The 21,488-nt window shown below is 72.5% G+C and carries 16 protein-coding genes; 14 read left to right on the top strand and 2 right to left on the bottom strand.

Features of this window, described 5'->3' with window-relative positions:
* Nucleotides 1-4: 4 nt before the first annotated feature.
* A complete protein-coding gene (locus ACH5AF_RS01510; RefSeq protein ID WP_398899253.1) occupies nucleotides 5-274 on the bottom strand; it encodes a hypothetical protein in 270 nt (89 codons plus the stop codon).
* A gap of 318 nt (nucleotides 275-592) precedes the next feature.
* On the opposite strand from ACH5AF_RS01510, the gene ACH5AF_RS01505 reads away from it, so the two are divergent.
* Both ACH5AF_RS01505 and ACH5AF_RS01500 read left to right on the top strand, forming a co-directional pair.
* Entirely contained in the window at nucleotides 593-3,508 is a 2,916-nt protein-coding gene (locus ACH5AF_RS01505) for a beta-N-acetylglucosaminidase domain-containing protein (protein ID WP_398899252.1), read from the top strand.
* Between the two features lie 160 nt (nucleotides 3,509-3,668).
* Nucleotides 3,669-3,827, top strand: a complete 159-nt coding sequence (locus tag ACH5AF_RS01500) for a hypothetical protein (protein ID WP_398899251.1) — start codon at nucleotides 3,669-3,671, stop codon at nucleotides 3,825-3,827.
* A gap of 240 nt (nucleotides 3,828-4,067) precedes the next feature.
* Here the strand turns inward: ACH5AF_RS01500 and ACH5AF_RS01495 are convergent, their stop codons facing one another.
* Nucleotides 4,068-4,604: an HNH endonuclease gene (locus tag ACH5AF_RS01495; RefSeq protein ID WP_177150873.1), complete on the bottom strand. Its 537-nt coding sequence runs from the start codon at nucleotides 4,602-4,604 to the stop codon at nucleotides 4,068-4,070.
* A 314-nt stretch (nucleotides 4,605-4,918) separates the two neighbouring features.
* On the opposite strand from ACH5AF_RS01495, the gene ACH5AF_RS01490 reads away from it, so the two are divergent.
* The 12 genes from ACH5AF_RS01490 (at nucleotide 4,919) to ACH5AF_RS01435 (ending at nucleotide 21,397) form a co-directional block, all read left to right on the top strand.
* The gene (locus ACH5AF_RS01490; protein ID WP_398899764.1) at nucleotides 4,919-5,932 is read left to right on the top strand and encodes a mechanosensitive ion channel family protein; all 1,014 of its coding nucleotides are present in this window, start codon (nucleotides 4,919-4,921) and stop codon (nucleotides 5,930-5,932) included.
* A 170-nt stretch (nucleotides 5,933-6,102) separates the two neighbouring features.
* On the top strand, nucleotides 6,103-7,305 hold the full coding sequence (locus ACH5AF_RS01485; protein WP_398899250.1) for an ROK family protein: 1,203 nt from the start codon (nucleotides 6,103-6,105) through the stop codon (nucleotides 7,303-7,305).
* 157 nt (nucleotides 7,306-7,462) lie between these two features.
* Nucleotides 7,463-8,800, top strand: a complete 1,338-nt coding sequence (locus ACH5AF_RS01480) for an ABC transporter substrate-binding protein (RefSeq protein ID WP_398899249.1) — start codon at nucleotides 7,463-7,465, stop codon at nucleotides 8,798-8,800.
* On the top strand, nucleotides 8,800-9,753 hold the full coding sequence (locus tag ACH5AF_RS01475) for a carbohydrate ABC transporter permease (protein ID WP_398899248.1): 954 nt from the start codon (nucleotides 8,800-8,802) through the stop codon (nucleotides 9,751-9,753). Before ACH5AF_RS01480 ends, ACH5AF_RS01475 begins: the two co-directional genes overlap by 1 nt.
* A gap of 3 nt (nucleotides 9,754-9,756) precedes the next feature.
* Complete coding sequence (locus ACH5AF_RS01470) at nucleotides 9,757-10,665, top strand: carbohydrate ABC transporter permease (protein ID WP_398899247.1); 909 nt, start codon at nucleotides 9,757-9,759, stop codon at nucleotides 10,663-10,665.
* A gap of 3 nt (nucleotides 10,666-10,668) precedes the next feature.
* Nucleotides 10,669-11,934: a 6-phospho-beta-glucosidase gene (locus ACH5AF_RS01465; protein ID WP_398899246.1), complete on the top strand. Its 1,266-nt coding sequence runs from the start codon at nucleotides 10,669-10,671 to the stop codon at nucleotides 11,932-11,934.
* Nucleotides 11,931-12,941 (top strand): N-acetylglucosamine kinase, encoded by a 1,011-nt coding sequence (locus tag ACH5AF_RS01460; protein ID WP_398899245.1) that lies wholly within the window; start codon nucleotides 11,931-11,933, stop codon nucleotides 12,939-12,941. Before ACH5AF_RS01465 ends, ACH5AF_RS01460 begins: the two co-directional genes overlap by 4 nt.
* 375 nt (nucleotides 12,942-13,316) lie before the next feature.
* Nucleotides 13,317-14,726 carry a hypothetical protein gene (locus ACH5AF_RS01455; RefSeq protein WP_398899244.1) on the top strand — a complete coding sequence of 470 codons (1,410 nt, stop codon included), beginning with the start codon at nucleotides 13,317-13,319 and terminating at the stop codon, nucleotides 14,724-14,726.
* Between the two features lie 11 nt (nucleotides 14,727-14,737).
* Nucleotides 14,738-15,835: a glutamate ABC transporter substrate-binding protein gene (locus tag ACH5AF_RS01450; protein ID WP_398899243.1), complete on the top strand. Its 1,098-nt coding sequence runs from the start codon at nucleotides 14,738-14,740 to the stop codon at nucleotides 15,833-15,835.
* Nucleotides 15,836-15,962: 127 nt separating this feature from the next.
* A complete protein-coding gene (locus ACH5AF_RS01445; RefSeq protein ID WP_398899241.1) occupies nucleotides 15,963-17,300 on the top strand; it encodes a hypothetical protein in 1,338 nt (445 codons plus the stop codon).
* A complete protein-coding gene (locus tag ACH5AF_RS01440; protein WP_398899240.1) occupies nucleotides 17,297-20,029 on the top strand; it encodes a tetratricopeptide repeat protein in 2,733 nt (910 codons plus the stop codon). Before ACH5AF_RS01445 ends, ACH5AF_RS01440 begins: the two co-directional genes overlap by 4 nt.
* A 3-nt stretch (nucleotides 20,030-20,032) precedes the next feature.
* Nucleotides 20,033-21,397, top strand: a complete 1,365-nt coding sequence (locus ACH5AF_RS01435; protein ID WP_398899239.1) for a protein phosphatase 2C domain-containing protein — start codon at nucleotides 20,033-20,035, stop codon at nucleotides 21,395-21,397.
* Nucleotides 21,398-21,488: the final 91 nt, after the last annotated feature.

Here is a 21,488-nt window from a genome sequence, read left to right as displayed (position 1 = left end):
TCCTTCAGACCCCTGGTGACTCCGCGCCGCCCGCCGTGCCGTGGGCGGTCGGCTCGCTGGTCAGGGGCGCGATGTCGGCGAGCGGGGGCTCGCTGGTGAGAGGGGCGGCGTGAGCGAGCGGCGGCTCGCTCGTGAGCGGAACGTCGTGGGCGGGCCGCAGCTCGCCGGTGAACTGCGCCTCAGGGGCGAGCGGGCACTCTGACGAGGCATGCGCCGACTGCCCCGGGACCTGTTTGGACAGGGCGGAGAGCAGCAGATGAGCGGATGCGGCCACGGTAATCACTCCAAGCGGGTGTGAACGGGCGTGAGCGGGTCACAGCAGCCCTACCCCGTCGGCACAACCGCAGACGTACACGATCGGCCAACGTGTTCCGGGTCACATCATGTTTCGCGTCCGGCCGCCTGATCCGGCGACGCGCTGGCGATCGGTGCGGGCGGTCCGCGAATCCGTGCCGGCGGTCCGCGAACTCGCCCCGGTCGTCCACCACACCAGGCATAAGGCGCACAACGGCCATGCGCATTGACACTCCGGCGGTGGGGTGGTGGGCTCGAAACCGACCGAACGGCAGGGGAGACTCGAGGGGAGACCGGCGTGCGGCTCGCGGGCGGAAGACGTACAGCGGCGGCCGTCGCCGTCGCCGTCATCGGCGGTCTGCTCGGAGGTGCGCCGGGAGCCGTCGCCGCCCCCGCGGATCCCGGCACCCCGGCGGGTTCGGCGCAGGACCCCGAGGGCACGGCCGCGGCGCCTTCCGTGTGGCCGCGCCCGCAGTCGCTGCGCACCACCGGCGGCGCCGTCGCGCTGGGCGACGAGGCGACGCTCGTCGCGGACCCGACGGCCGACCCCTATGCGATCGGGCTGCTGGAGGACCTGCTGCGCGAGGCCGGCGTACGGACCGTGCACACCGAACTGCCCGGCCGCGGGCCGGTGTTCCGCATCGGCGGCACAGGCGCGCAGGACGCGCTGCGCGCCCTGCGCGCCGCGGAGCGCGCCGATCTGCCCGCGGGCGGCTACCGCCTGGCGGCGGGCCGCGTCGGCGGTCGCGACACGGTCGCGCTCGACGGCGTGGGCGGCGACGGCCTGTTCCACGGTGTGCAGACGCTGCGGCAGCTCATGACGGACGGCCGCATCACGGGCGTCGTCGTGCGCGACTGGCCCGCAACCGCCGTGCGCGGTCTGACGGAGGGCTTCTACGGCCAACCCTGGTCGCACGAGCAGCGGCTCGGGCAGCTCGACTTCATGGGACGCACCAAGCAGAACCGCTATCTGTACGCCCCCGGTGACGACCCCTACCGGCAGGCGATGTGGCGCGAGCCGTACCCGGCGGCGCAGCGCGCGGAGTTCCGCGCGCTGGCCGAGCGCGCCCGGCGCAACCACGTCACGCTCGCCTGGGCCGTGGCTCCCGCGCAGTCGATGTGCCTGGCCGACGACGGGGACGTACGGGCGCTGACCCGCAAGATCGACGCGATGTGGGCCCTCGGGGTGCGCGCGTTCCAGCTGCAGTTCCAGGACGTGAGCTACAGCGAGTGGCACTGCGAGAAGGACGTGGAGCGGTACGGCTCGGGCCCCGAGGCCGCGGCCGGGGCCCAGGCCCGGGTCGCGGGTGCCGTCGCACGGCACCTGGCAGACCGTCACCCCGGTGCCGAGGAGTTGTCGGTGATGCCGACCGAGTTCTACCAGGAGGGCGCCACGGAGTACCGCACGGCGCTCGCCAGGGAGCTCGACGGGGCCGTGCGGGTGGCGTGGACGGGCGTCGGAGTCGTACCGCGCACGATCACCGGGCGCGAACTGGCAGGCGCGCGCGAGGCGTTCGACCACCACCCGCTGGTCACGATGGACAACTACCCGGTCAACGACTACGCACAGGACCGGATATTCCTCGGCCCGTACACCGGCCGGGAGCCCGCGGTCGCTACGGGCTCGGCGGCTCTGCTGGCCAACGCGATGGAGCAGGCGTCCGCCTCCCGCATCCCGCTGTTCACCACCGCCGACTACGCCTGGAACCCCAAGGGGTACAGCCCCGAGCAGTCCTGGCAGGCCGCGCTGGACGACCTGGCGGGCGGCGACGTGCGGACACGCGAGGCGCTGGCCGCGCTGGCCGGGAACGACTCCTCGTCGATACTCAGCCCCGACGGCGAGTCGGCGTATCTGCGGCCGCTCATGGACGAGTTCTGGCGCTCGCGCACCACGACGGATGCCAGGACCCGGGAGCGGGCGGCGGCGGCGCTGCGCGCCGCGTTCACGGTGATGCGCCAGTCGCGCGAGCGGCTGCGGCACACGGCCGACGGGACTCTCGCCGCGGAGGTGCGGCCGTGGCTGGACCAGCTGGCCCGGTACGGCCGGGCCGGTGAGCTGGCGGTCGACATGCTCTCGGCGCAGGCACGCGGCGACGGGCAGGCGGCCTGGCAGGCGTCGCTGGATCTGGAGACGCAGCAGAAGTCGCTGCGGGCGAGCAGGGCCACCGTCGGCAAGGACGTACTCGGCCCGTTCGTGGAGCGCGCGGTGAAGGAGTCGCGGATGTGGACGGGCGCCGACCGCGCCCGGCCCGGCGAGGACACCGTGTGGCTGGGGCGGCCGCGTCCGATGATGGCGGTGACGACGATGACCGAGCCCACCAGCTCCCCGCGCGGGCGTCTGGAGGCGCATGTGCCGGGCGAGGGCTGGCGTGTGCTGGCGCCGCTGTCGGCCGGGGGCTGGACGCAGACGGACGCCAGGGGTCTGAAGGTGGACGCTCTGCGGGTGGCCCCGGACGGCGACGAGCCGGTTCCGGTCCGTTCGGTGGTGCCGTGGTTCGCGGACGAGCCGGCGGCCGGACTCGACCTCGTGCGCACCCAGACCAGTGCCGAGATCGGCGGCGCGCCGCAGCGCGCGGGGGTCCGGCTGACGGCGCAGCGGCCCGGCGAGGTGCGCGGCGCGCTCACCGCGAAGGCGCCGGCGGGCATCGAGGTGAAGGTGCCGAAGGAGACGACGGTCCCGCGCGGGGTGCGGACCACCGTGCCGGTGGAGGTCACCGTCCCTGAGGACACGCCTGCGGGCGAGTACCAGGTGCCGTTGTCCTTCGCCGGGCAGGAGAGCACGCTGACGGTACGCGCGTTCCCGAAGACGGGCACCACGGACCTCGCGCGCGCCGAGGGCGTCCGCGCCACCTCGTCCGGCGACGAGACCGCGGACTACCCGGCCGCGGCGGCCGTCGACGGCGACCCGCTGAGCCGCTGGTCCTCCACTCCGGGCCCGACGGCCTGGTGGCAGCTGGAGCTGCCGCGGCCGGAACGGGTGGGCCTGGTGGTGCTGCACTGGCAGGAGGCGTACGCGACGAGGTACCGCGTACAGGTCTCGTCCGACGGCCGGATCTGGCGCACGGCGGCGACGGTCACGGACGGCAGGGGCGGTCGCGAGTCGGTCCGCATGGACGCCGGGGACACCCGCTTCGTCCGCATCCAGGGCGACGAGCGCGTCACCGAGTTCGGATACTCGCTGTTCTCGGTGGAGACGTACCCGGTCGCCGAGTGAGCCGCCGGTCGGTGCCGGTACGCCGTGACCGCCGGTCGGCGGCCGGGCCGTACGCCGTCCCCGGTGAGGCGGCGGCCGACCGCAGGCCGTACGCCGTCGACGGCGATACGCCGTCGCCGAATGAAACACGGCCGACAGCCGGGGCAGAACACCGTCCCCCGTGAAGCAGCCGCCGGCCACGGAGCCGTACGCCATCACCGACGCCGGTCGGCGGCCCCGGCCGTACGCCGTCCCCGATGAGCCGGCGGCGACGGGGCATTACGACATCGCCAAGAGGAGACACCGGTCCGCAGCCGACGGCGTACACCTGCCCCCGTGAAGCAGCCGCCGGCCACGGAGCCGTACGCCATCACCGAGCGAGCCACCGGCCGACGGCGATACGCCGTCGCCGAATGAAACACGGCCGACAGCCGGTGGCAGTACCCGACACCCAGCAAGGCGCGGCCGACGGCGGGTCCATGAGTCAAGCGCGCGGGAGCGCGCGGGAGCGCGCGGCGCGCGCGATGCCCTCCCCGTTCGCACGAGGAGGGCCGGGGACGAAAAAGATGGCCTGCGGTTCTCAGGCGGAGATGCCGTCGATCCGGGCCATCGCGTCGTCCGCGCCGTACGGCTGCAGGTAGGGCAGCCAGCGCGGGTCCCTATGTCCGGTCCCGATGATGCGCCAGGCGAGCCCGCTCGGCGGCGCGGGCTGGTGGCGCAGGCGCCAGCCCAGTTCGCGCAGATGCCGGTCGGCCTTGACATGGTTGCAGCGGCGGCAGGCCGCCACCACGTTGTCCCAGGCGTGCTGTCCCCCGCGACTGCGCGGAACGACATGGTCGACGCTGGTTGCGACGCCACCGCAGTACATACAGCGCCCGCCATCGCGGGCGAAGAGCGCTTTGCGGGTGAGAGGAACGGGCCCCCGGTAAGGGACCCGAACGAACCGTTTGAGCCGCACCACGCTGGGTGCGGCGACGACACGGGTCGCACTGTGCATGAAGGCGCCGGATTCCTCGAGGCAGGTTGCCTTGTTCTCCAGGACGAGGACGAGCGCGCGGCGGAGCGGTACGACGCCGAGCGGCTCGTACGACGCATTGAGGACCAGGACATGCGGCACGGTGGATGCCTCCTTGTACGCCGGCGGCGCGTGGCTCGCGCCGGGACGATCTGTCTTCAGTTTGTCCTCATGGCCGGTCCCTGCGCCACCACGTGCACGTAACGGGCTGGAGGTGTTTTCCGCCACAGGCCTCCGGACGTTCCTTCCCTTTTGTTCCCTCGGGTGAGCCTTGTCTCTCCCGGGGGAAGTGCGCCGGTGCGGGCTCCGTACCCCGTTAGGGTGGTTGGTCTCATCGCACGCATGGAGGTTGTGTCCCCGTGACCGCGTTCTGGTCCGCCGTACGCGCTGACGCCGATCCGTCGCCCGCCCCCGTCATGCTCGACGAAGCCGCCGAGCGGGCGGGCAACGCCGCGGGCTGGGTCGAGCAGAACTGGTCGACCTGGCTGAACACCGGCCTGCGCATCGCGCTGATCGTGGTCGTGGCGCTGGTGCTGCGCATGCTCGTGCGGCGAGCGCTGTCGAAGTTGATAGAGCGCATGAACCGCTCCGCGCAGGCGGTGGCGGGCACGGCGCTGGGCGGTCTGCTGGTCAACGCGGAGCGGCGCAGGCAGCGCTCGGAGGCCATCGGGTCGGTGCTCCGCTCGATCGCGTCGTTCGTCATCCTCGGCACCGCGGGGCTGATGATCCTGGGGGCGTTCGAGATCGACCTCGCGCCGCTGCTCGCCTCCGCCGGTGTCGCCGGCGTCGCGATCGGTTTCGGTGCGCGCAATCTCGTCACCGACTTCCTCTCGGGCGTCTTCATGATCATGGAGGACCAGTACGGCGTCGGGGACTCGATCGACGCGGGAGTCGCCTCCGGCGAGGTGATCGAGGTGGGTCTGCGGGTGACGAAGCTGCGTGGCGACAACGGCGAGATCTGGTACGTCCGCAACGGCGAGATCAAGCGGATCGGCAACCTCAGCCAGGGCTGGGCGACCGCCACCGTCGACGTCACCGTCCGCTCCTCGGAGGATCTGGACCGCGTCAAGGCCGTGATCGGCGAGGTCGCGGACGACCTGGCCAAGGCGGAGCCGTGGAACGAGCAGCTGTGGAGCCCGGTCGAGGTACTGGGCCTGACCGAGGTGCTGCTCGACTCGATGACCTTCCGTGTCGCGGCGAAGACCATGCCGGGCAAGCCACTCGGCGTGGAGCGCGAGCTGCGCTGGCGGATCAAGCGGGCCTTCGACGCCGCGGGCATCCGGATCGTCGGCGGGCTGCCGCAGCAGGCGGAGGAGAACGCCCCCGACCCGGCCGCCGCTGTGGCGGCGCCCTCGGCCTACGCGTCCACGACGTCGCCGCAGTCGATCGCCGCTTCACCGATCCCGTCGCCCACGAACCTCTCGAAGTAGCCGCGCGCCCGGTCGCCGGACACCCGGCCACGACCGGACGCCACGCCCCCTCGGTAACTCTTTGGTTGCCCAGGGGGCGTTTGCCATTGACGACCCACTGACGTGCGGCCTACTTTTCTCCCACGGAATAGGAAACTTTCCTAACAGTGCTGCGAAAGGCAGGTGCAGTCGTGGCCGGAACGACCCCCGGTACCCCGCGTGTGCTGCGCGCCATGAACGACCGCGCCGCGCTCGATCTGCTGCTGGAGCACGGCCCCCTCTCCCGCACCCGGATCGGCAAGCTCACCGGTCTGTCCAAGCCCACCGCCTCCCAGCTGCTGGCCCGGCTGGAGTCCGCCGACCTCGTCGTTGCCACCGGCACCACCGAGGGGCGTCCCGGACCGAGCGCCCAGCTGTACGCGGTCAACCCCCGAGCCGCGTACGCCGCCGGCCTCGACGTCACTCCGCTGCGCATCCGCGCCGCCGTCGCCGACATCACCGGAGAGACCGTCGGCGCGTTCGAGCTCCCCACCCCCGGACGCCGGGCGGAGAGCGTCGTACGGCAGGTGACCGACACGCTCGACGGCGCCGTCAAGGACGCCGGCCTCACCCGCGCCGACGTCCACCGCATGGTCGTCGGCACACCCGGCGCCTTCGACCCCTCGACCGGCCGGCTGCGCTACGCCTCCCACCTGCCCGGCTGGCACTCCCCCACCCTCCTGGACGAACTCGCCGCGGTGCTGCCGATGCCCGTCGAGTACGAGAACGACGTCAATCTCGTCGCCGTCGCCGAGCAGCGCGCCGGCGCCGCCCACGGCCACGAGAACTTCGTGCTCCTGTGGAACGAGGAGGGCCTCGGCGCCGCCGTCGTCATCGGCGGCCGACTGCACCGCGGCTTCACCGGCGGTGCGGGCGAGGTCGGCTTCCTGCCCGTACCCGGCACCCCGCTGGTCCGCCAGGTCACCAAGGCGAACAGCGGCGGTTTCCAGGAGCTGGCCGGCGCCCAGGCACTGCCCCGGCTCGCGCGGGAGCTCGGCATCGAGGGCATCGGCAGCGGCCCGCACGCGGAGGTCGCCACCGCGCTGGTCGCCCGGGCCGCCGAGGCGGACTCGGGGCCGTACACGCAGCTGCTCGACGCCTACGCGACCGGGCTCGCGACCGGGCTCGCGTCCATGGTCGCCGTGCTCGACCCGGAGCTCGTCGTCCTGTCCGGCGAGGTGATCACCGCGGGCGGGGAGCCCCTGCGCGAGCGCGTCCAGGCCGAACTCACCGAACTCGCGGCGTCCCGGCCCCGGCTGGTGCTCGGCTCGGTGCGCCGCAGCCCGGTGCTGCGGGGCGCGCTGGAGAGTGCGCTGGCCACGACCCGCGACGAAGTCTTCGACACCTCCCGCTGAGCCCGCCCGTCCCCTCCCTTCCCCTCCTTCCCCTCCTTCCTCCTCCTTCCTCCTCCTTCCTCCTCCTTCCTCCTGCTGCTCCGCTCCCCCTCTGCTCCGCACCCCTCCGTTCCTCTCCCCTGCCCCGACCCCGTCCTCGTCACAGGGAGACACCGCCATGCCCAGAAACCGCCGGACCACGGCTGCCGCGCTCGCGGCGACGGCCGCGATATCCCTTCTCGCCTCGGCCTGTACCGGCTCGGCCGCGAACGACTCCTCCGACGACCCGAACGCGAAGACCACCCTGACCTTCTGGCACGGCTGGTCCGCGCCGAGCGAGGTCGCGGCCATCGAGGCCAACGTCAAGGCCTTCGAGGACAAGCACCCCGACATCACGGTCGAGGTCGTCAAGGGCATCACCGACGACAAGCTCAACCAGGGCCTGCGCGCGGGTGGTTCCAACGCCCCCGACGTGGTCTCGTCGTTCACCACCGACAACGTCGGGCGGTTCTGCTCCTCCAGGGCGCTCACGGATCTGAAGCCGTTCCTCGACACGTCGAAGATCGACCCGCGGAAGACGTTCCTGCCGCAGATGGCCAAGTACACCGAGCACGACGGCACCCGCTGCACCGTGCCGCTGCTGGGCGACGCGTACGGCCTGTACTACAACAAGAGGGCCTTCGAGGAGGCCGGCATCAAGGCCCCGCCGAAGACGCTGTCCGAGTTCGACGCGGCGGTGAAGAAGCTCACCAAGCCCAAGGGAGACGGCTTCGAGCGCCTTGGCTTCATGCCCCTGTACCTCGGCTACGAGACGACCGTCGAGCACTACGGCGGCCAGTTCGGCATCCAGTACCTCGACGCGGACGGGAAGTCGAACACGGCGAAGGATCCGGCCGTCAAGGCGATGTTCGCCTGGCAGAAGAAGCTCGTGGACGACCTCGGGGGCTTCGCGAAACTCAACCGGTTCCGCACGTCGCTCGGGGACGAGTGGGGCCCCAAGCACCCCTTCCACACCGGCCGGGTCGCCATGCAACTGGACGGCGAGTGGCGCGGCAAGATGGCCTCCGACGCCGAGCTGCCGTTCGAGGTCGGGGCTGCCCCCTTCCCCGTCCCGGACGACCAGGTCGCCGACTACGGCAAGGGCTACCTCTCCGGCACGGTCCTCGGCATCGCGAGCAACAGCGCGAAGAAGAACGCCGCCTGGGAGCTGGTGAAGTACCTGTCCACCGACACGGACGCCGTCGTCTCCTTCGCCAACGCCATCCACAACGTGCCCTCCACCGTCGCCGCGCTGAAGTCGCCGAAGCTGAGCAGGGACCCGCTGTACCGCACGTTCGTCGACATCGCGCAGCACCCCAAGAGCTCGCACGCGCCCTCGTCCGTCAACGGCGGCGCCTTCCTGCTCACCCTCCAGGACCACGCCCAGCGGTACGAGAAGGGCGCGGAGAAGGACCTCGACACACTTCTGAGGAAGAACGACACCCAGGTCGACAAGGACAACGAGCAGGCCCGCTGATGGCCACGGCCCGCCTCGCACCGGGGCTGAGGTCCAAGCGGCGCCGCTCCGCGCTGCGCACCCTCGGCTTCCTGTCCCCCTGGCTCGTCGGGTTCGGCGTCTTCTTCGCCTACCCGCTGGTCGCGACCGTCTACTTCTCCTTCATGGAGTACGACGGGTTCGCACCGCCCTCCTTCGTGGGGCTGAAGAACTGGGCGTACGTCTTCCGCGACAACCCGCAACTCTGGCCCGCCCTGGCCAACACCCTGTGGCTGGTGCTGGTGATGGTGACGCTGCGCGTCGCCTTCGGGCTCGGCATCGGCATGCTGATCACCAGGATCAGGACGGGCGCGGGGGTCTTCCGCACCCTGTTCTATCTGCCCTATCTGGCGCCCCCGGTCGCGGCGACGATGTCGTTCGTCTTCCTGCTCAACCCCGGCACGGGCCCGGCCAACAGCGTCCTGGGCGCGCTCGGCCTCGGGCAGCCCGAGTGGTTCAACAGCCCCGCTTGGTCCAAGCCCTCGCTGACGCTGCTCGCGCTGTGGGGCATCGGCGACCTGATGGTCATCTTCATGGCGTCGCTGCTCGACGTGCCCAAGGAGCAGTACGAGGCGGCCGAGCTGGACGGCGCGAGCCCATGGCAGCGCTTCCGTTTCGTGACGCTGCCCAACATCTCGCCCATCGTGTTGTTCGCGGTGGTCACCGGAGTGATCGCGACGATGCAGTACTACACCGAGCCGCTGGTCGCCGCGAAGGTGGCCAGCGGGGTGATCGGCGGCTCCGGGCAGCACTTCGAGCCCGGCTACCCCGACAAGTCCACGCTCACCGTCCCTCAGGTCGTCTACAACCTGGGCTTCCAGCGCTTCGACACCGGAGCGGCGTGCGTGGTCGCGCTGGTGCTGTTCGTACTCGCCACGGTGTTCACGGCGTTCCTGATGCGCCGGCGCAGCGGCTTCATGTCGCCGGAGGACTGACCGATGACCCGGACGACCTCTCCTGCCGTGCGGACCGTCCCGCCGGCCGCCGGCGCGGTGAGCACCGCCGCACGGCGCACCGCCCGACGCAGGGCCGCTCTGGAGTGGACCGCGGTCCACTCCCTGGGGATCGCGGCCGCGCTGTTCTTCGTGCTGCCGTTCGTCTTCGTGTTCCTGACCGCGGTGATGAGCGACGACCAGGCGCTGACCCGCGACCTGTGGCCGCACACCTGGGAGTGGGGCAACTTCGCCACCGTGTGGCACACCCCGGGATTTCTGACGTGGTGGCGCAACACCCTGCTGTACGCGGGAGTCGGCACCGTGCTCGCCGTGGCGAGCAGCCTGCCGGTGGCCTACGCGCTCGCCAGGTTCCGCTTCCGCGGGCGCAACGTGATGATGATGCTGGTCATCGCGGCGATGATGCTGCCGCCCCAGGTGATCATCGTGCCGATGTACCTGTTCTGGGCGCGGCAGATGGACCTCGCGGGCACGCTGTGGCCGCTGATCGTCCCGTTCGCCTTCGGCAACGCGTTCACCATCTTCCTGATGCGGCAGTTCCTGCTCACGATCCCCCGCGAGTACACCGAGGCGGCCCGCATCGACGGCTGCGGGGAGTTCCGGGCGATGGTCCGTGTCGTGCTGCCCATGGCGCGGCCCGCGATCGCCGCCGCCGCGCTGTTCCACTTCTTCTACTGCTGGAACGACTACTTCGGACCGCAGATCTACGCGTCCGAGAACCCGGCCGCCTGGACCCTGAGCTACGGCCTGGAGTCCTTCAAGGGCGCCCATCAGACGGACTGGAACCTGACCATGGCGGCCACGGTGCTGATCATGGCACCGGTGATCGTGGTCTTCTTCTTCGCACAAAAGGCATTCATCGAGGGCGTCACCCTGACCGGAGTGAAGGGCTAACCCATGAAACTCGCTGTTGTGGGGGGCGGTTCCACCTACACCCCCGAGCTGATCGACGGATTCGCGCGCATGCGCCAGACCCTGCCGATCTCCGAACTGGTGCTGATCGACCCCGCCGCCGACCGGCTCGACCTGGTCGGCGGCCTGGCCCGGCGGATCTTCGCCAAGCAGGGCCACGACGGGCGGATCGTCACCACCTCCGGCCTCGATGCGGGCGTCGCCGGTGCGGACGCGGTCCTGCTCCAGCTGCGCGTCGGCGGCCAGGCCGCCCGCGAGAAGGACGAGACCTGGCCGCTGGAGTGCGGTTGCGTCGGGCAGGAGACGACCGGCGCCGGCGGCCTCGCCAAGGCGCTGCGCACCGTTCCGGTGGTGCTCGACATCGCCGAGCGCGTCCGCCGGGCAGCCCCGGACGCCTGGATCATCGACTTCACCAATCCGGTGGGCATCGTGACGCGCGCACTGCTGCAGGCCGGGCACCGCGCCGTCGGCCTGTGCAACGTCGCCATCGGACTCCAGCGCAGGTTCGCGAAACTCCTGGACGTCGCCCCGGCCGACGTCCACCTCGACCATGTGGGGCTCAACCACCTCACGTGGGAGACCGGTGTACGCCTCGGCGGCCCGGACGGCGCCGACATGCTGCCCAAGCTGCTCGCCGAGCACGGTGACGCCATCGCCGACGAACTGCGGCTGCCCTGCCCGCTGCTGGACCGGCTGGGCGTCGTCCCCTCGTACTACCTGCGCTACTTCTACGCCCACGACGAGGTGGTGCGGGAGATGCGCACCAAGCCGTCGCGGGCCGCGGAGGTCGCGGAGATGGAGCGGCGGCTTCTTCGGATGTACGCCGACCCGGCGCTCGACGAGAAGCCGGACCTGCTCGCCGAGCGGGGCGGCGCGTTCTACTCCGAGGCCGCCGTCGACCTCGCGGCGTCGCTGCTGGGCGGCGCGGGCAGCCCGGTGCAGGTGGTGAACACGCTGAACAACGGCACGCTGCCGTTCCTGCCGGACGACGCGGTCGTCGAGGTGCAGGCCCGCGTCGGCACCGGCGGCGCCGCGCCGCTGGCCGTACCGGACCTCGACCCGCTGTACGCGGGGTTGATCGCCGCTGTGACGGCGTACGAGGACCTGGCGCTGGAGGCCGCCCTGCGCGGCGGTCGCGACCGGGTCTTCAAGGCCCTGCTCGCACACCCTCTGATCGGCCAGTACGCGTACGCGGAGAAGCTCACCGACCGGCTCGTCACGCACAACCGGGAGCACCTGGCGTGGGCGTGAGCGACATTTCCGGGAGCCGCCCCGGACCCGCCGGCGTGGTCCTCGCCATCGACGCGGGGAACAGCAAGACCGATGTCGCCTGCGTCGGCGCCGACGGGACCGTTCTGGCATCGGCCAGGGGGTCCGGCTTCCAGCCGCCGCGGGTCGGCGTCGCCACGGCCGTCGACGCGCTGGCGTCGACGGTCGGCCAGGTGCTCGCCGCCGCGCGCGCGGCCGGCACGCCGGTCGACGGCGCCGCGCACGTCTCCGCCTGTCTCGCCAACGCCGATCTGCCGGTGGAGGAGGCCGCGTTGACCGAGGCCCTGCACGCACGCGGATGGGGGCGCACCACACAGGTCCTCAACGACACCTTCGCCGTCCTGCGCGCCGGGGTGGACGAGCCGCGGGGCGTCGCGGTGGTGTGCGGGGCGGGCATCAACTGCGTGGGGATGCTGCCGGACGGCCGCACCGCGCGCTTCCCGGCGATCGGAAGGATCTCCGGTGACTGGGGCGGCGGAGCGGGACTCGCCGACGAGGCGCTGTGGTTCGCGGCGCGCGCGGAGGACGGCCGGGGCGAGCCGACGGCGCTGGCGCGGGCGCTGCCCGCGCACTTCGGACTCGACTCGATGTACGCCCTGATCGAGGCGCTGCATCTGGGCCGTGTCCCGGCCGCGCGCAAGCACGAGCTGACACCGGTGCTCTTCGCCGCCGGCTCGGACGGCGACCCGGTGGCCCGCGGCTTGGTGCGCCGGCTGGCGGAGGAAGTCGTCGCCATGGCGACAGTGGCACTGGAGCGACTGGACCTCCTCGACGAGCAGGCACCGCTCGTGCTCGGCGGCAGTGTGCTGGCGGCGCGCCATCCCCAACTGGACGCGGACATCGCCGAACTGCTGGCCGTCAGGGCCCCCAAGGCGGTGGTGCGCGTGGTGACGGCGGCACCGGTACTGGGCGCGGCGCTGCTCGGTCTCGACCACATCGCGGCGCCGAACGAGGCACGGCAGCGGCTGCGGGCCCACTACGGGGGCTGATCCGGGGGCTGACGCCTTGTGCCGCGCGCCGCCGCCCCGGCCGGCGGCCCGGGCGTAGGCGCTCCCGGGGCGGGCGGCATGGGCGTGGGAGCTCCCGCACGGCCGCGCGCGTCGCACCCGGACCGTGCGGCCGTCGCACTCCGGCACGGCCGCCGCACGTTCACCCGTTCGGGGGGAACCGGTCGGGGCGGGGAGGCGTATTCACAGGGGGGACATGCGGGCCAGGCAGGACGTCGAGGGGGCCCGAGTCGCGGCGAGTGGCACAAGATCCAGGCTCATCTGGTGTGAAACAGTCCCCTGCGGCCATACTGCTGGCCGGGAGTTGTCCCAGGACCCGCCGGGGGGCGGGCCGTCGGCGACCGAGGGGGAGGTCACGTGACACACCCGCCGAATGTGCGCATCGCACCCCAGTCGGCCGCTGTGCCCGCACCCGTACGGCCGCCGGACGGACCGGCGCCGCACGGACCGGCGCCGCAGGACGGTGGCGCCTGGGCCGAGGGCAAGCGGCGGCTGCGTGCCGCGGCGACGACCGAGCCGGGGCGGTTGCAGATCATCGGGGCCGTTCTGGCAGGGCTGGTGGTGCTGTTCGGAGCGGTGACGGCGTTCGAGGTCGCCGACCGGGCGGCGGCCGCCGACGATGTGGTGAGCCGCAGTCAGCCGCTCAGCGCCGACGCCGCCTCGATCTACCGTTCCCTGGCAGACGCGGACACGGCGGCGTCGAGCGGCTTCCTGGCAGGCGCGGAGGAGCCCCGCGACGTCCACGAGAGGTATGAGAAGGACATCGCGCTCGCGTCCCGGCTGCTCGTCAAGGCGGCGACCAACACCGACAGTGCGAGCGAGTCGGGCCGTCAGATCGCCGATCTGAACGAACAGCTCCCCCGGTACACCGGCCTGATAGAGACCGCCCGCGCCAACAACCGGCTCGGCCGGCCGCTGGGCGGCGCGTATCTTCGGTTCGCCAACGAGCTGATGACCAAGCAGCTCCTACCCGCCGCCCAGAAGCTGTACGACGCGGAGACGGCACGGCTGGAGCAGGACGAGGAGGATGCCCGTTTCTGGCCGGTGCTCTCCCTCGGAGCCGGCGTGGCCGCCCTGGCCGTGCTCGTGTGGGCCCAGCGGCGCACCTACCGCCGCACGAACCGGGTCTTCAACCAGGGCCTGCTCGCCGCGACCGCGGCGTCCACCGTGATGCTGCTGTGGCTGGCGGTCGGGCACACGGTGGCCCGAGCCCAGCTCAACGACGCGCAGGCGCACGGCCAGCAGTCGCTCAAGGTCCTGGGAGACGCCCGCATCAACTCCCTGAAGGCCCGGGCCAACGAGAATCTGACGCTGGTCGCCCGGGGCGCGGTGCTCACCGACGACGGTCGGAGCGACAAGTACGAGACGGAGTACGACGCCGGCATGGCACGCCTGGGCGAACAGCTCGGCCGGGCGCAGCGGCTGGCCGACGACGCGGCGGGCCGGGGCCCGGTCGCGGACGCCGTCCGCGGCGTATCCGAGTGGCAGACCCGCCACAAGGACGTGGCCGCCACCGACCGGGCGGGCGACTACGACGGCGCGGTGCGGAAGGTCATCGGCGGCAAGGGCTCCACGGACGAGTCCTTCGACCGGGTGGACAAGGCGCTGGAGAAGGCGCTGGCGCACGAACAGCGGGAGTTCACCGAGGCGGCGAAGGACGGGCGCGGCGCGCTCGCCGGACTGCCGGTCGGTGCCGCGCTGCTGGCCGTGCTCGGAGCCGTGGCCGCGATTCTCGGCATCAACCGCAGGCTTTCGGAATACCGGTGAGAGGGGGAGAGATGACGGACACCAGGACGGTCTCGCGTCCGCTGCGCCTGTGGCGCGCGAGCGGCCTGCGCGGCTGGGGCGGCGTTGCGGGAATGGCCGCCGCGTGCGCCCTGACCGCGGCCGTCACACTGCTGCCGCTGGCCCACGGCGGCGCGGACGCCCTCAGTCCGCACCCCGCCGGTCAGGGCACGGCGGTCCCCCGCAAGGCGGACGACTGCAAGGATCCGGAGGCGTCGCTGCGGCCCTCCACGGCCGGCGGCCCCAACATCGACGCGATCAAGGCCCGCGGGAAGCTGATCGTCGGCGTCGACCAGAACAGCTACCGCTGGGGCTATCGCAACCCGGCGGGCGGCGATCAGGACCCGGCCGGTCCAGGCGGCGGAGAAGCGGGTGCCGCTCCTGCGACCGGCGGCGTCCTGGAGGGCTTCGACATCGATCTCGCCCGGGCCATCGCCGAGAACATCGTCGGCAGCAAGGACGACATCATCTTCCGTGCGATACCGACGAACCAGCGCATCGCCGCCCTCGACAGCGGCGCGGTGGACATCGTCGTGCGGACCATGACGATCAACTGCAGCCGCATCGAACAGGTGGCGTTCTCCACGGCGTACTTCCAGGCGGGGCAGCAGGTCCTCGCGCCGAAGAGCTCGCCGATCACCGGCTACGACACGTCCCTGGCGGGCAAGCGGGTGTGCTCCGCCGAGGGCTCCACGGCATACGAGGCGCTGGAGAAGAACAGCTTCGGCGCGACGTTCAGGGACGAGCACGACGGGCAGTCGGGCGACGAGGACCTCTACACCGTGCCGAACCAGCTGGACTGCCTCGTCAGGCTCCAGCAGGGGCTCGTCGACGCGATCGTCACGGACAACGCCCTCGCGGCCGGCCAGGCCGCCCAGGACCCGGCGGTGGAGCTCAAGGGTGACAAGCCGTTCACGACCGAGTTCTACGGCGTGGCCACCAAGCTCGGCAAGGACGACCTCGTGCGCCGGGTGAACCAGGTGCTCGTCGGCTATCGCAAGGGACCGTGGATGCAGGCGTACGACAAGTGGCTGGCCACCGACCTGCCCGGGATAACCGGGCCGCCGGAGCCGAAGTACCGGGCCGAGTAGGCCGGCAGCCGCCGAAGGACCCGCCGCACGGCGGGCCGGGGAGTGGCGGGGAACGGGCAGCACGCAGCACGCAGAGCAGACCGGGACGCGTCCCGGACAGGTACGGACACGAACGGAGACGTGATCGATGGGCGTCGCGGGACCTTTCCCCGGCTCGGCGGGGACACCGCACGGGCCGGTGATGGACCGGGACGAGGTGGACCGTGCGCTGGCGCGGCTCGGCGCGGAGCACGAGGCGGTCGAGACCTCGCTCCTCGCCCTCCAGGACCACGCCGGGCGACGGCTTCTCGAAGGGGCCGAGCTGACCGGGGTCACCAAGGAGCGCTGGGCCGCAGCCGAGCAGTCGATCACGCTGCTGTGGAGTTACTTCGACGCGTACACCGCCGCGCTGACGGATCTGCGTGAACTGCGTGCCCGCCGCCGCTGGTCCAGCCGCGAGGACCTGGTCGAGCTCACCGAGCGGCTGCGCGGTCGCAGCGTGACGGTGGCCGGACCGGCCGCGCACCTGGCACCCTCGCTCACCGGGCCGGCCAGGCTCGCCGAACAGTTCACGCTCGAAGAACTGGTCGCCCGGATGAACGAGCTGTATGCGGCGGCGCTCGACATGGTCGTCGCGGCGGACGCGGTGTGGTCGGCACTGCCCGCCCGGATCGATCTGCTCTCCGCCGAACTCCAGCGCACCCGTTCGCTCGCCCACTCGGTGGGCGTACGGCCCGGGGAGCACACCGCCGGTGACGACCTGGAGGGCATCACGCACGAGCTGTCCGCGCTGCGGGCCCAGGTCGTCTCCGACCCCCTCGCCTTCTGGCGTCCCACGCCCGGCAGTTCGGCGCCGGGCGGCGGCCGCCCGGACACCGACCGCTACGACCGTGCGGCGCGCGCCCTGGAGGACGTGCGCCGGGAGATCGAGGCGGTGCTCCGGGTCCGGCAGGACTCCGAGGAGCGGCTGCTGCGGCTGCGCGACCTGCTCTCGCGTGCCGACCGGACGCTGACCGAGGCCCGCTCGGCGCGGGGCGAGGTGCTCGCCAAGATCGCCGCATCCGAGGTCCCCGCGGTCAGCGGACCGCCCACGGCGCTGCAGGAGCGGCTGGCCACGGCCGCGGAGTACCGGCGGCACTCCCGGTGGCACCGCCTGTCGCCGCTGCTGGAGTCCCTGGAGCGCGAGGCGGAGGACGAACTGCACCGGGCCCGGGAGTCATTGACGGCGGTCACCGCACCGCTGGCCGTGCGCGCCGAGCTGCGCGGCCGGCTCGACGCCTACAAGGCCAAGGTCGCCCGGCACGGGATGGCGGAGGACCCACTGCTGATCGAGCGGTACGACGTGGCGCGGCGGATGCTGTGGAGCGCGCCGTGCGATCTGCGCGCGGCGGAGCAGGCGGTGCTGCGCTATCAGCAGGCCGCCGCCGAAGTGCTGGTGCCGAGGCAGGGCGGAGCGGTGCCCGAGGACCGCAGGGGGGAATCATGAGCGAGAAGACGAACTGCCAGCGCCCCGGCTGCGAGGGCTCGTACGAGGACATGGGCGGCGGCGAGCTGTACTGCGGCACGTGCGGTCTCGCACCGGTCGTGTCCCCGACCGGCATGGTCGGATCCCAGCCCACCGGGATCGCAGGCGGCGGCCGTGACTCCTCGTCGGCGCGCAGCAGTTCGCGTTCCTCACGGGCGTCGTCGCGTTCGTCGTCCTCGCGCCGTTCGGTCTCGGGCAGGCTGTCGCGGTCGCTGACCGGGAGCAGCGCGTCGTCGCGTTCGGTCTCGGTGCGCAGCTCGGGCTCGTCCACGGCCGCGTCGGGGCGCGGCAGGCTGGGCGCCGGGCTGGTCACCGTGCCGGAGGTGCCGCGGCCCGACCCGCGTACGGCCGTGATGGCGAACCCGGAGGTGCCCGAGCGGAAGCGGTTCTGCTCGCGTACGGACTGCGGCGCGCCGGTCGGGCGTGCGCGCGGCGACCGGCCGGGCCGCACGGAGGGCTTCTGCACCAAGTGCGGCCATCCGTACTCCTTCGTGCCCAAGCTCAAGGGCGGCGACATCGTGCACGGCCAGTACGAGGTCGTGGGATGCCTGGCGCACGGCGGTCTCGGCTGGGTGTACCTGGCGGTGGACCGCGCGGTGTCCGACCGCTGGGTGGTACTCAAGGGCCTGCTGGACACGGGCGACCAGGACGCGATGGCCGCGGCGATCTCGGAGCGCCGCTTCCTCGCCGAGATCGAGCACTCCAACATCGTCCGCATCTACAACTTCGTCGAGCACCTCGACCAGCGCACCGGCTCCCTCGACGGCTACATCGTCATGGAGTACGTGGGCGGCAAGTCGCTGAAGGAGATCGCCAACGGACGCCGCGGCCCGGACGGCCGGCGCGATCCGCTCCCGGTCGAGCAGGCGTGCGCGTACGGCATCGAGGCGCTGGAGGCTCTCGGCCATCTGCACAGCAGGAACCTGCTCTACTGCGACTTCAAGGTCGACAACGCCATCCAGCAGCAGGACCAGCTCAAGCTGATCGACATGGGCGCCGTCCGCAGGATGGACGACGACGAGTCCGCCATCTACGGGACCGTCGGCTACCAGGCCCCCGAGGTCGCCGAGGTCGGCCCCTCGGTGGCGTCCGACCTGTACACGGTCGCGCGGACGCTCGCGGTGCTGACCTTCGACTTCCAGGGCTACACGAACGTGTTCGTGGACTCCCTCCCCGACCCGGAGCACATCCACGTCTTCCGCACCTACGAGTCGTTCTACCGGCTGCTGGTGCGCGCCACCGACCCGGACCCGGGACGCCGGTTCGCCTCCGCGCAGGAGATGGCCGAGCAGCTGACCGGAGTGCTGCGGGAGGTCGTCGCACTGCAGACGGGCCGGCCGCGGCCGGCGCTATCGACGCTGTTCGGATCCGAACTGCGCGTGACGGACACCGAGTTGTTCGCCGAGCTCGACGAGGACGTGTCATCACTGGGCGCCCGTCCCGCCGCGGGCGCACGCCGTCCCAAGGCCGGCGCGAACGGCAGCGCGAACGGAGCCGCCACAGTGCCGCCGAGGGCGCCGTCCGCGCAGCCGATGCCGTCGCTGCCGGGGGCGCCGCCGCCGGCCGGTCCCCCTGCGATGGCCGGTGTCCCCGCGATGGCCGGCGCACCGGCAATGGGCGGTGTCCCGGCGGTAGGCGGCGCACCGGTCAACACCGGTCACGCCCCGGTGCCCGCGCAGCGCGCCCCGGGGGGCGCACTCGCGACCGCGCCCCTCGCGCCCGCCCCGCACCTCGCCGGTCTCGACACCCGCGGCGCGGCCCTGGCCCTCCCTGTCCCCCTGGTCGATCCGAACGATCCGAACGCGGGATTCCTCGCGGGCCTGATGGCCGCGGCCCCGGCCGAGTTGATCGCCGCGCTGCGGGCGGCGGCCATGAGTTCGCCGGAGACGCTGCTGCGCGAGCTGCGGGCCCTGTTGGAGATGGGCGATCTCCCCTCGGCGGCCCGGACGCTCGCCACGCTGGAGAGCGCACGGCCCGACGACTGGCGCGTCGTCTGGTACCAGGGCGTCACGGCGCTGGTGACCGGTGACCACGAGGCGGCGGCGCTGTCGTTCGACGCGGTGTACGACGCGTTCCCCGGCGAGAGCGCGCCCAAGCTGGCGCTCGGCCTGTGCGCCGAGGTCCTCGGTCAACTGGACAACGCGGCGGAGTACTACCGCCTGGTGTGGACGACCGATCCGGGCTTCGTCAGCGCCGCGTTCGGGCTCGCCCGCGTGCAGATCGCCTCGGGCGACCGCGCCGGAGCCGTAACGACGCTGGAGTCGGTGCCGGAGGCGTCGATCCACTACACGGCAGCGCGGGTGGCCGCCGTACGGGCGAGACTGCGCCGACGCGCCGCGCACGAACCTCTTCTCGACGACCTGTCTGCGGCCGCCGCGCAGGTGGACGCACTGGGGAGCTTCGGACTCGACGCGGTGCGACGCGAGAAGCTGGCCACCGAGGTGCTCGGGACGGCGCTCGACTGGGTACTCTCCGGTAGTCCCGGAGCCCTGCCGTCCGTTCCGACCGTACCCCCCTCGCCGAACGCGAGCACGCCCACCGTGCTCCTCGGCAGCGAACTGGACGAGCGCGGCCTGCGCTTCGGCCTGGAACGCTCCTACCGGGTCCTGGCCCGGCTCGCCCAGCGCGGTGAGGAGCGGATAGAGCTGGTGGAGCGGGCGAACCGCTACCGCCCCCGGACGTGGGTGTGATTGATGGCGCAGATGCACCAGCCGGCCGACGGCCCGGCCTGCCCCGGCTGCGAGGAGCCGGTGGAGCCCGGCGACCGATTCTGCGGAGCCTGCGGGTACGACCTGTCGGCCGTTCCCGCGCCCTCCCCGGATGACCGCCCCACCCTGGCCATCGGCACCCCCATGGAGTGGCCCGCCGCCACCGTCACCGACACCTCGGGCATGTCCCCGCGCACACAGCAGCCCGGGGATCTGCCCGGCACGGACTCCGACGGCGGTGAGCTGTCGCACCCCGGCGTCCGCTACGACACCCCGCCCTCGGGCGACTTCGAGCTGGCCGCCCCTGACGCTGCGGGCGACACCCCGGATCCGGTGGGGACCGCCCAGGATCCGGTGAGGACACCGCCGGCCGACCCACGCGCCGCCGAGCCCCCTGTGGCGCCGACGCGGGGGCCGTCGGGCGGCAGGCTGTGCGTGGCCTGCCGCGCGGGGCACGTCGACCCCGACGGCTACTGCGAGAACTGCGGCCACGCACAGCCCCGTGAGCGCGACCACATGGAACAGGAGCTCGAGTCGGTCGCCGCCGTCAGCGACCGTGGCCTGCGCCACCACCGCAACGAGGACGCGTTCGCGGTCTCGGCCACCTCCCTGCCCGACGGTTCGCCCGCCGTCGTCGCGGTCGTCTGCGACGGCGTCTCGTCGGCCACCCGACCGGACGATGCGTCGGCGGCGGCGGCCCGCGCGGCCAACGAGGAGCTGCTCGCCGCACTGCCGCGCGGCACCCATCCGCAACAGGCGATGCACGAGGCGATCGTCGCCGCGGCAACCGCTGTCAACTCCCTTGCGGACGAGGGCGCTCCAGGCGACGGCTCGCAGCCCGACCAGGGCCATCGGCAGAACGCGCCGGCGTGCACCATCGTCAGCGCCGTCGCGGCCGGCGAACTGCTGGTCGTCGGCTGGGTCGGCGACAGCCGCGCCTACTGGGTGCCGGACGACCGCAGCGGCCCGCCGGCCCGGCTCACCGAGGACGACTCGTGGGCGGCGCAGATGGTCGCCGCCGGCCTGATGAACGAGGCGGAGGCGTACGCGGACGAGCGCGCCCACGCGATCACGGGCTGGCTGGGCGCCGACGCGTACGAACTGGAGCCGCACACCGCGTCGTTCAAGCCGGACCGCTCCGGTGTGGTCGTGGTCTGCACGGACGGTCTGTGGAACTACGCCGAGGGCGCGGACGAGATGGCGCACGCCGTGCCCCCGGACGCCGCCGAACGGCCGCTGCACAGCGCCCAGGTCCTCGTCGGTCATGCCCTCGACGGCGGCGGTCACGACAACATCACGGTGGCGGTGCTGCCGTTCGCGGTCCGGGCCGAAGGGACAGGACCGGCCTGAGGGACGGAGCCGCCTCCGGGCGGCTCCGTCCCTCAGGCCGCACCGCCTGCCGTCGCGGCCCGGCCCCTTCGACCATGCCCCATGCCCTTTC

It is taken from the genome of Streptomyces sp. NPDC018833, assembly GCF_044390825.1.
Classification (GTDB): Bacteria; Actinomycetota; Actinomycetes; order Streptomycetales; family Streptomycetaceae; genus Streptomyces.
This window is presented reverse-complemented; position numbering and strand designations above follow the sequence as displayed.

What these genes read in the sequence shown, in the direction of transcription:
- ACH5AF_RS01435 (WP_398899239.1), top strand. Translation starts at nt 20,033, where the DNA reads ATGGCGCAGATGCACCAGCCGGCCGACGGCCCGGCCTGCCCCGGCTGC.
- ACH5AF_RS01445 (WP_398899241.1), top strand. Translation starts at nt 15,963, where the DNA reads ATGGGCGTCGCGGGACCTTTCCCCGGCTCGGCGGGGACACCGCACGGG.
- ACH5AF_RS01450 (WP_398899243.1), top strand. Translation starts at nt 14,738, where the DNA reads ATGACGGACACCAGGACGGTCTCGCGTCCGCTGCGCCTGTGGCGCGCG.
- ACH5AF_RS01475 (WP_398899248.1), top strand. Translation starts at nt 8,800, where the DNA reads ATGGCCACGGCCCGCCTCGCACCGGGGCTGAGGTCCAAGCGGCGCCGC.
- ACH5AF_RS01440 (WP_398899240.1), top strand. Translation starts at nt 17,297, where the DNA reads ATGAGCGAGAAGACGAACTGCCAGCGCCCCGGCTGCGAGGGCTCGTAC.
- ACH5AF_RS01465 (WP_398899246.1), top strand. Translation starts at nt 10,669, where the DNA reads ATGAAACTCGCTGTTGTGGGGGGCGGTTCCACCTACACCCCCGAGCTG.
- ACH5AF_RS01470 (WP_398899247.1), top strand. Translation starts at nt 9,757, where the DNA reads ATGACCCGGACGACCTCTCCTGCCGTGCGGACCGTCCCGCCGGCCGCC.
- ACH5AF_RS01480 (WP_398899249.1), top strand. Translation starts at nt 7,463, where the DNA reads ATGCCCAGAAACCGCCGGACCACGGCTGCCGCGCTCGCGGCGACGGCC.
- ACH5AF_RS01490 (WP_398899764.1), top strand. Translation starts at nt 4,919, where the DNA reads ATGCTCGACGAAGCCGCCGAGCGGGCGGGCAACGCCGCGGGCTGGGTC.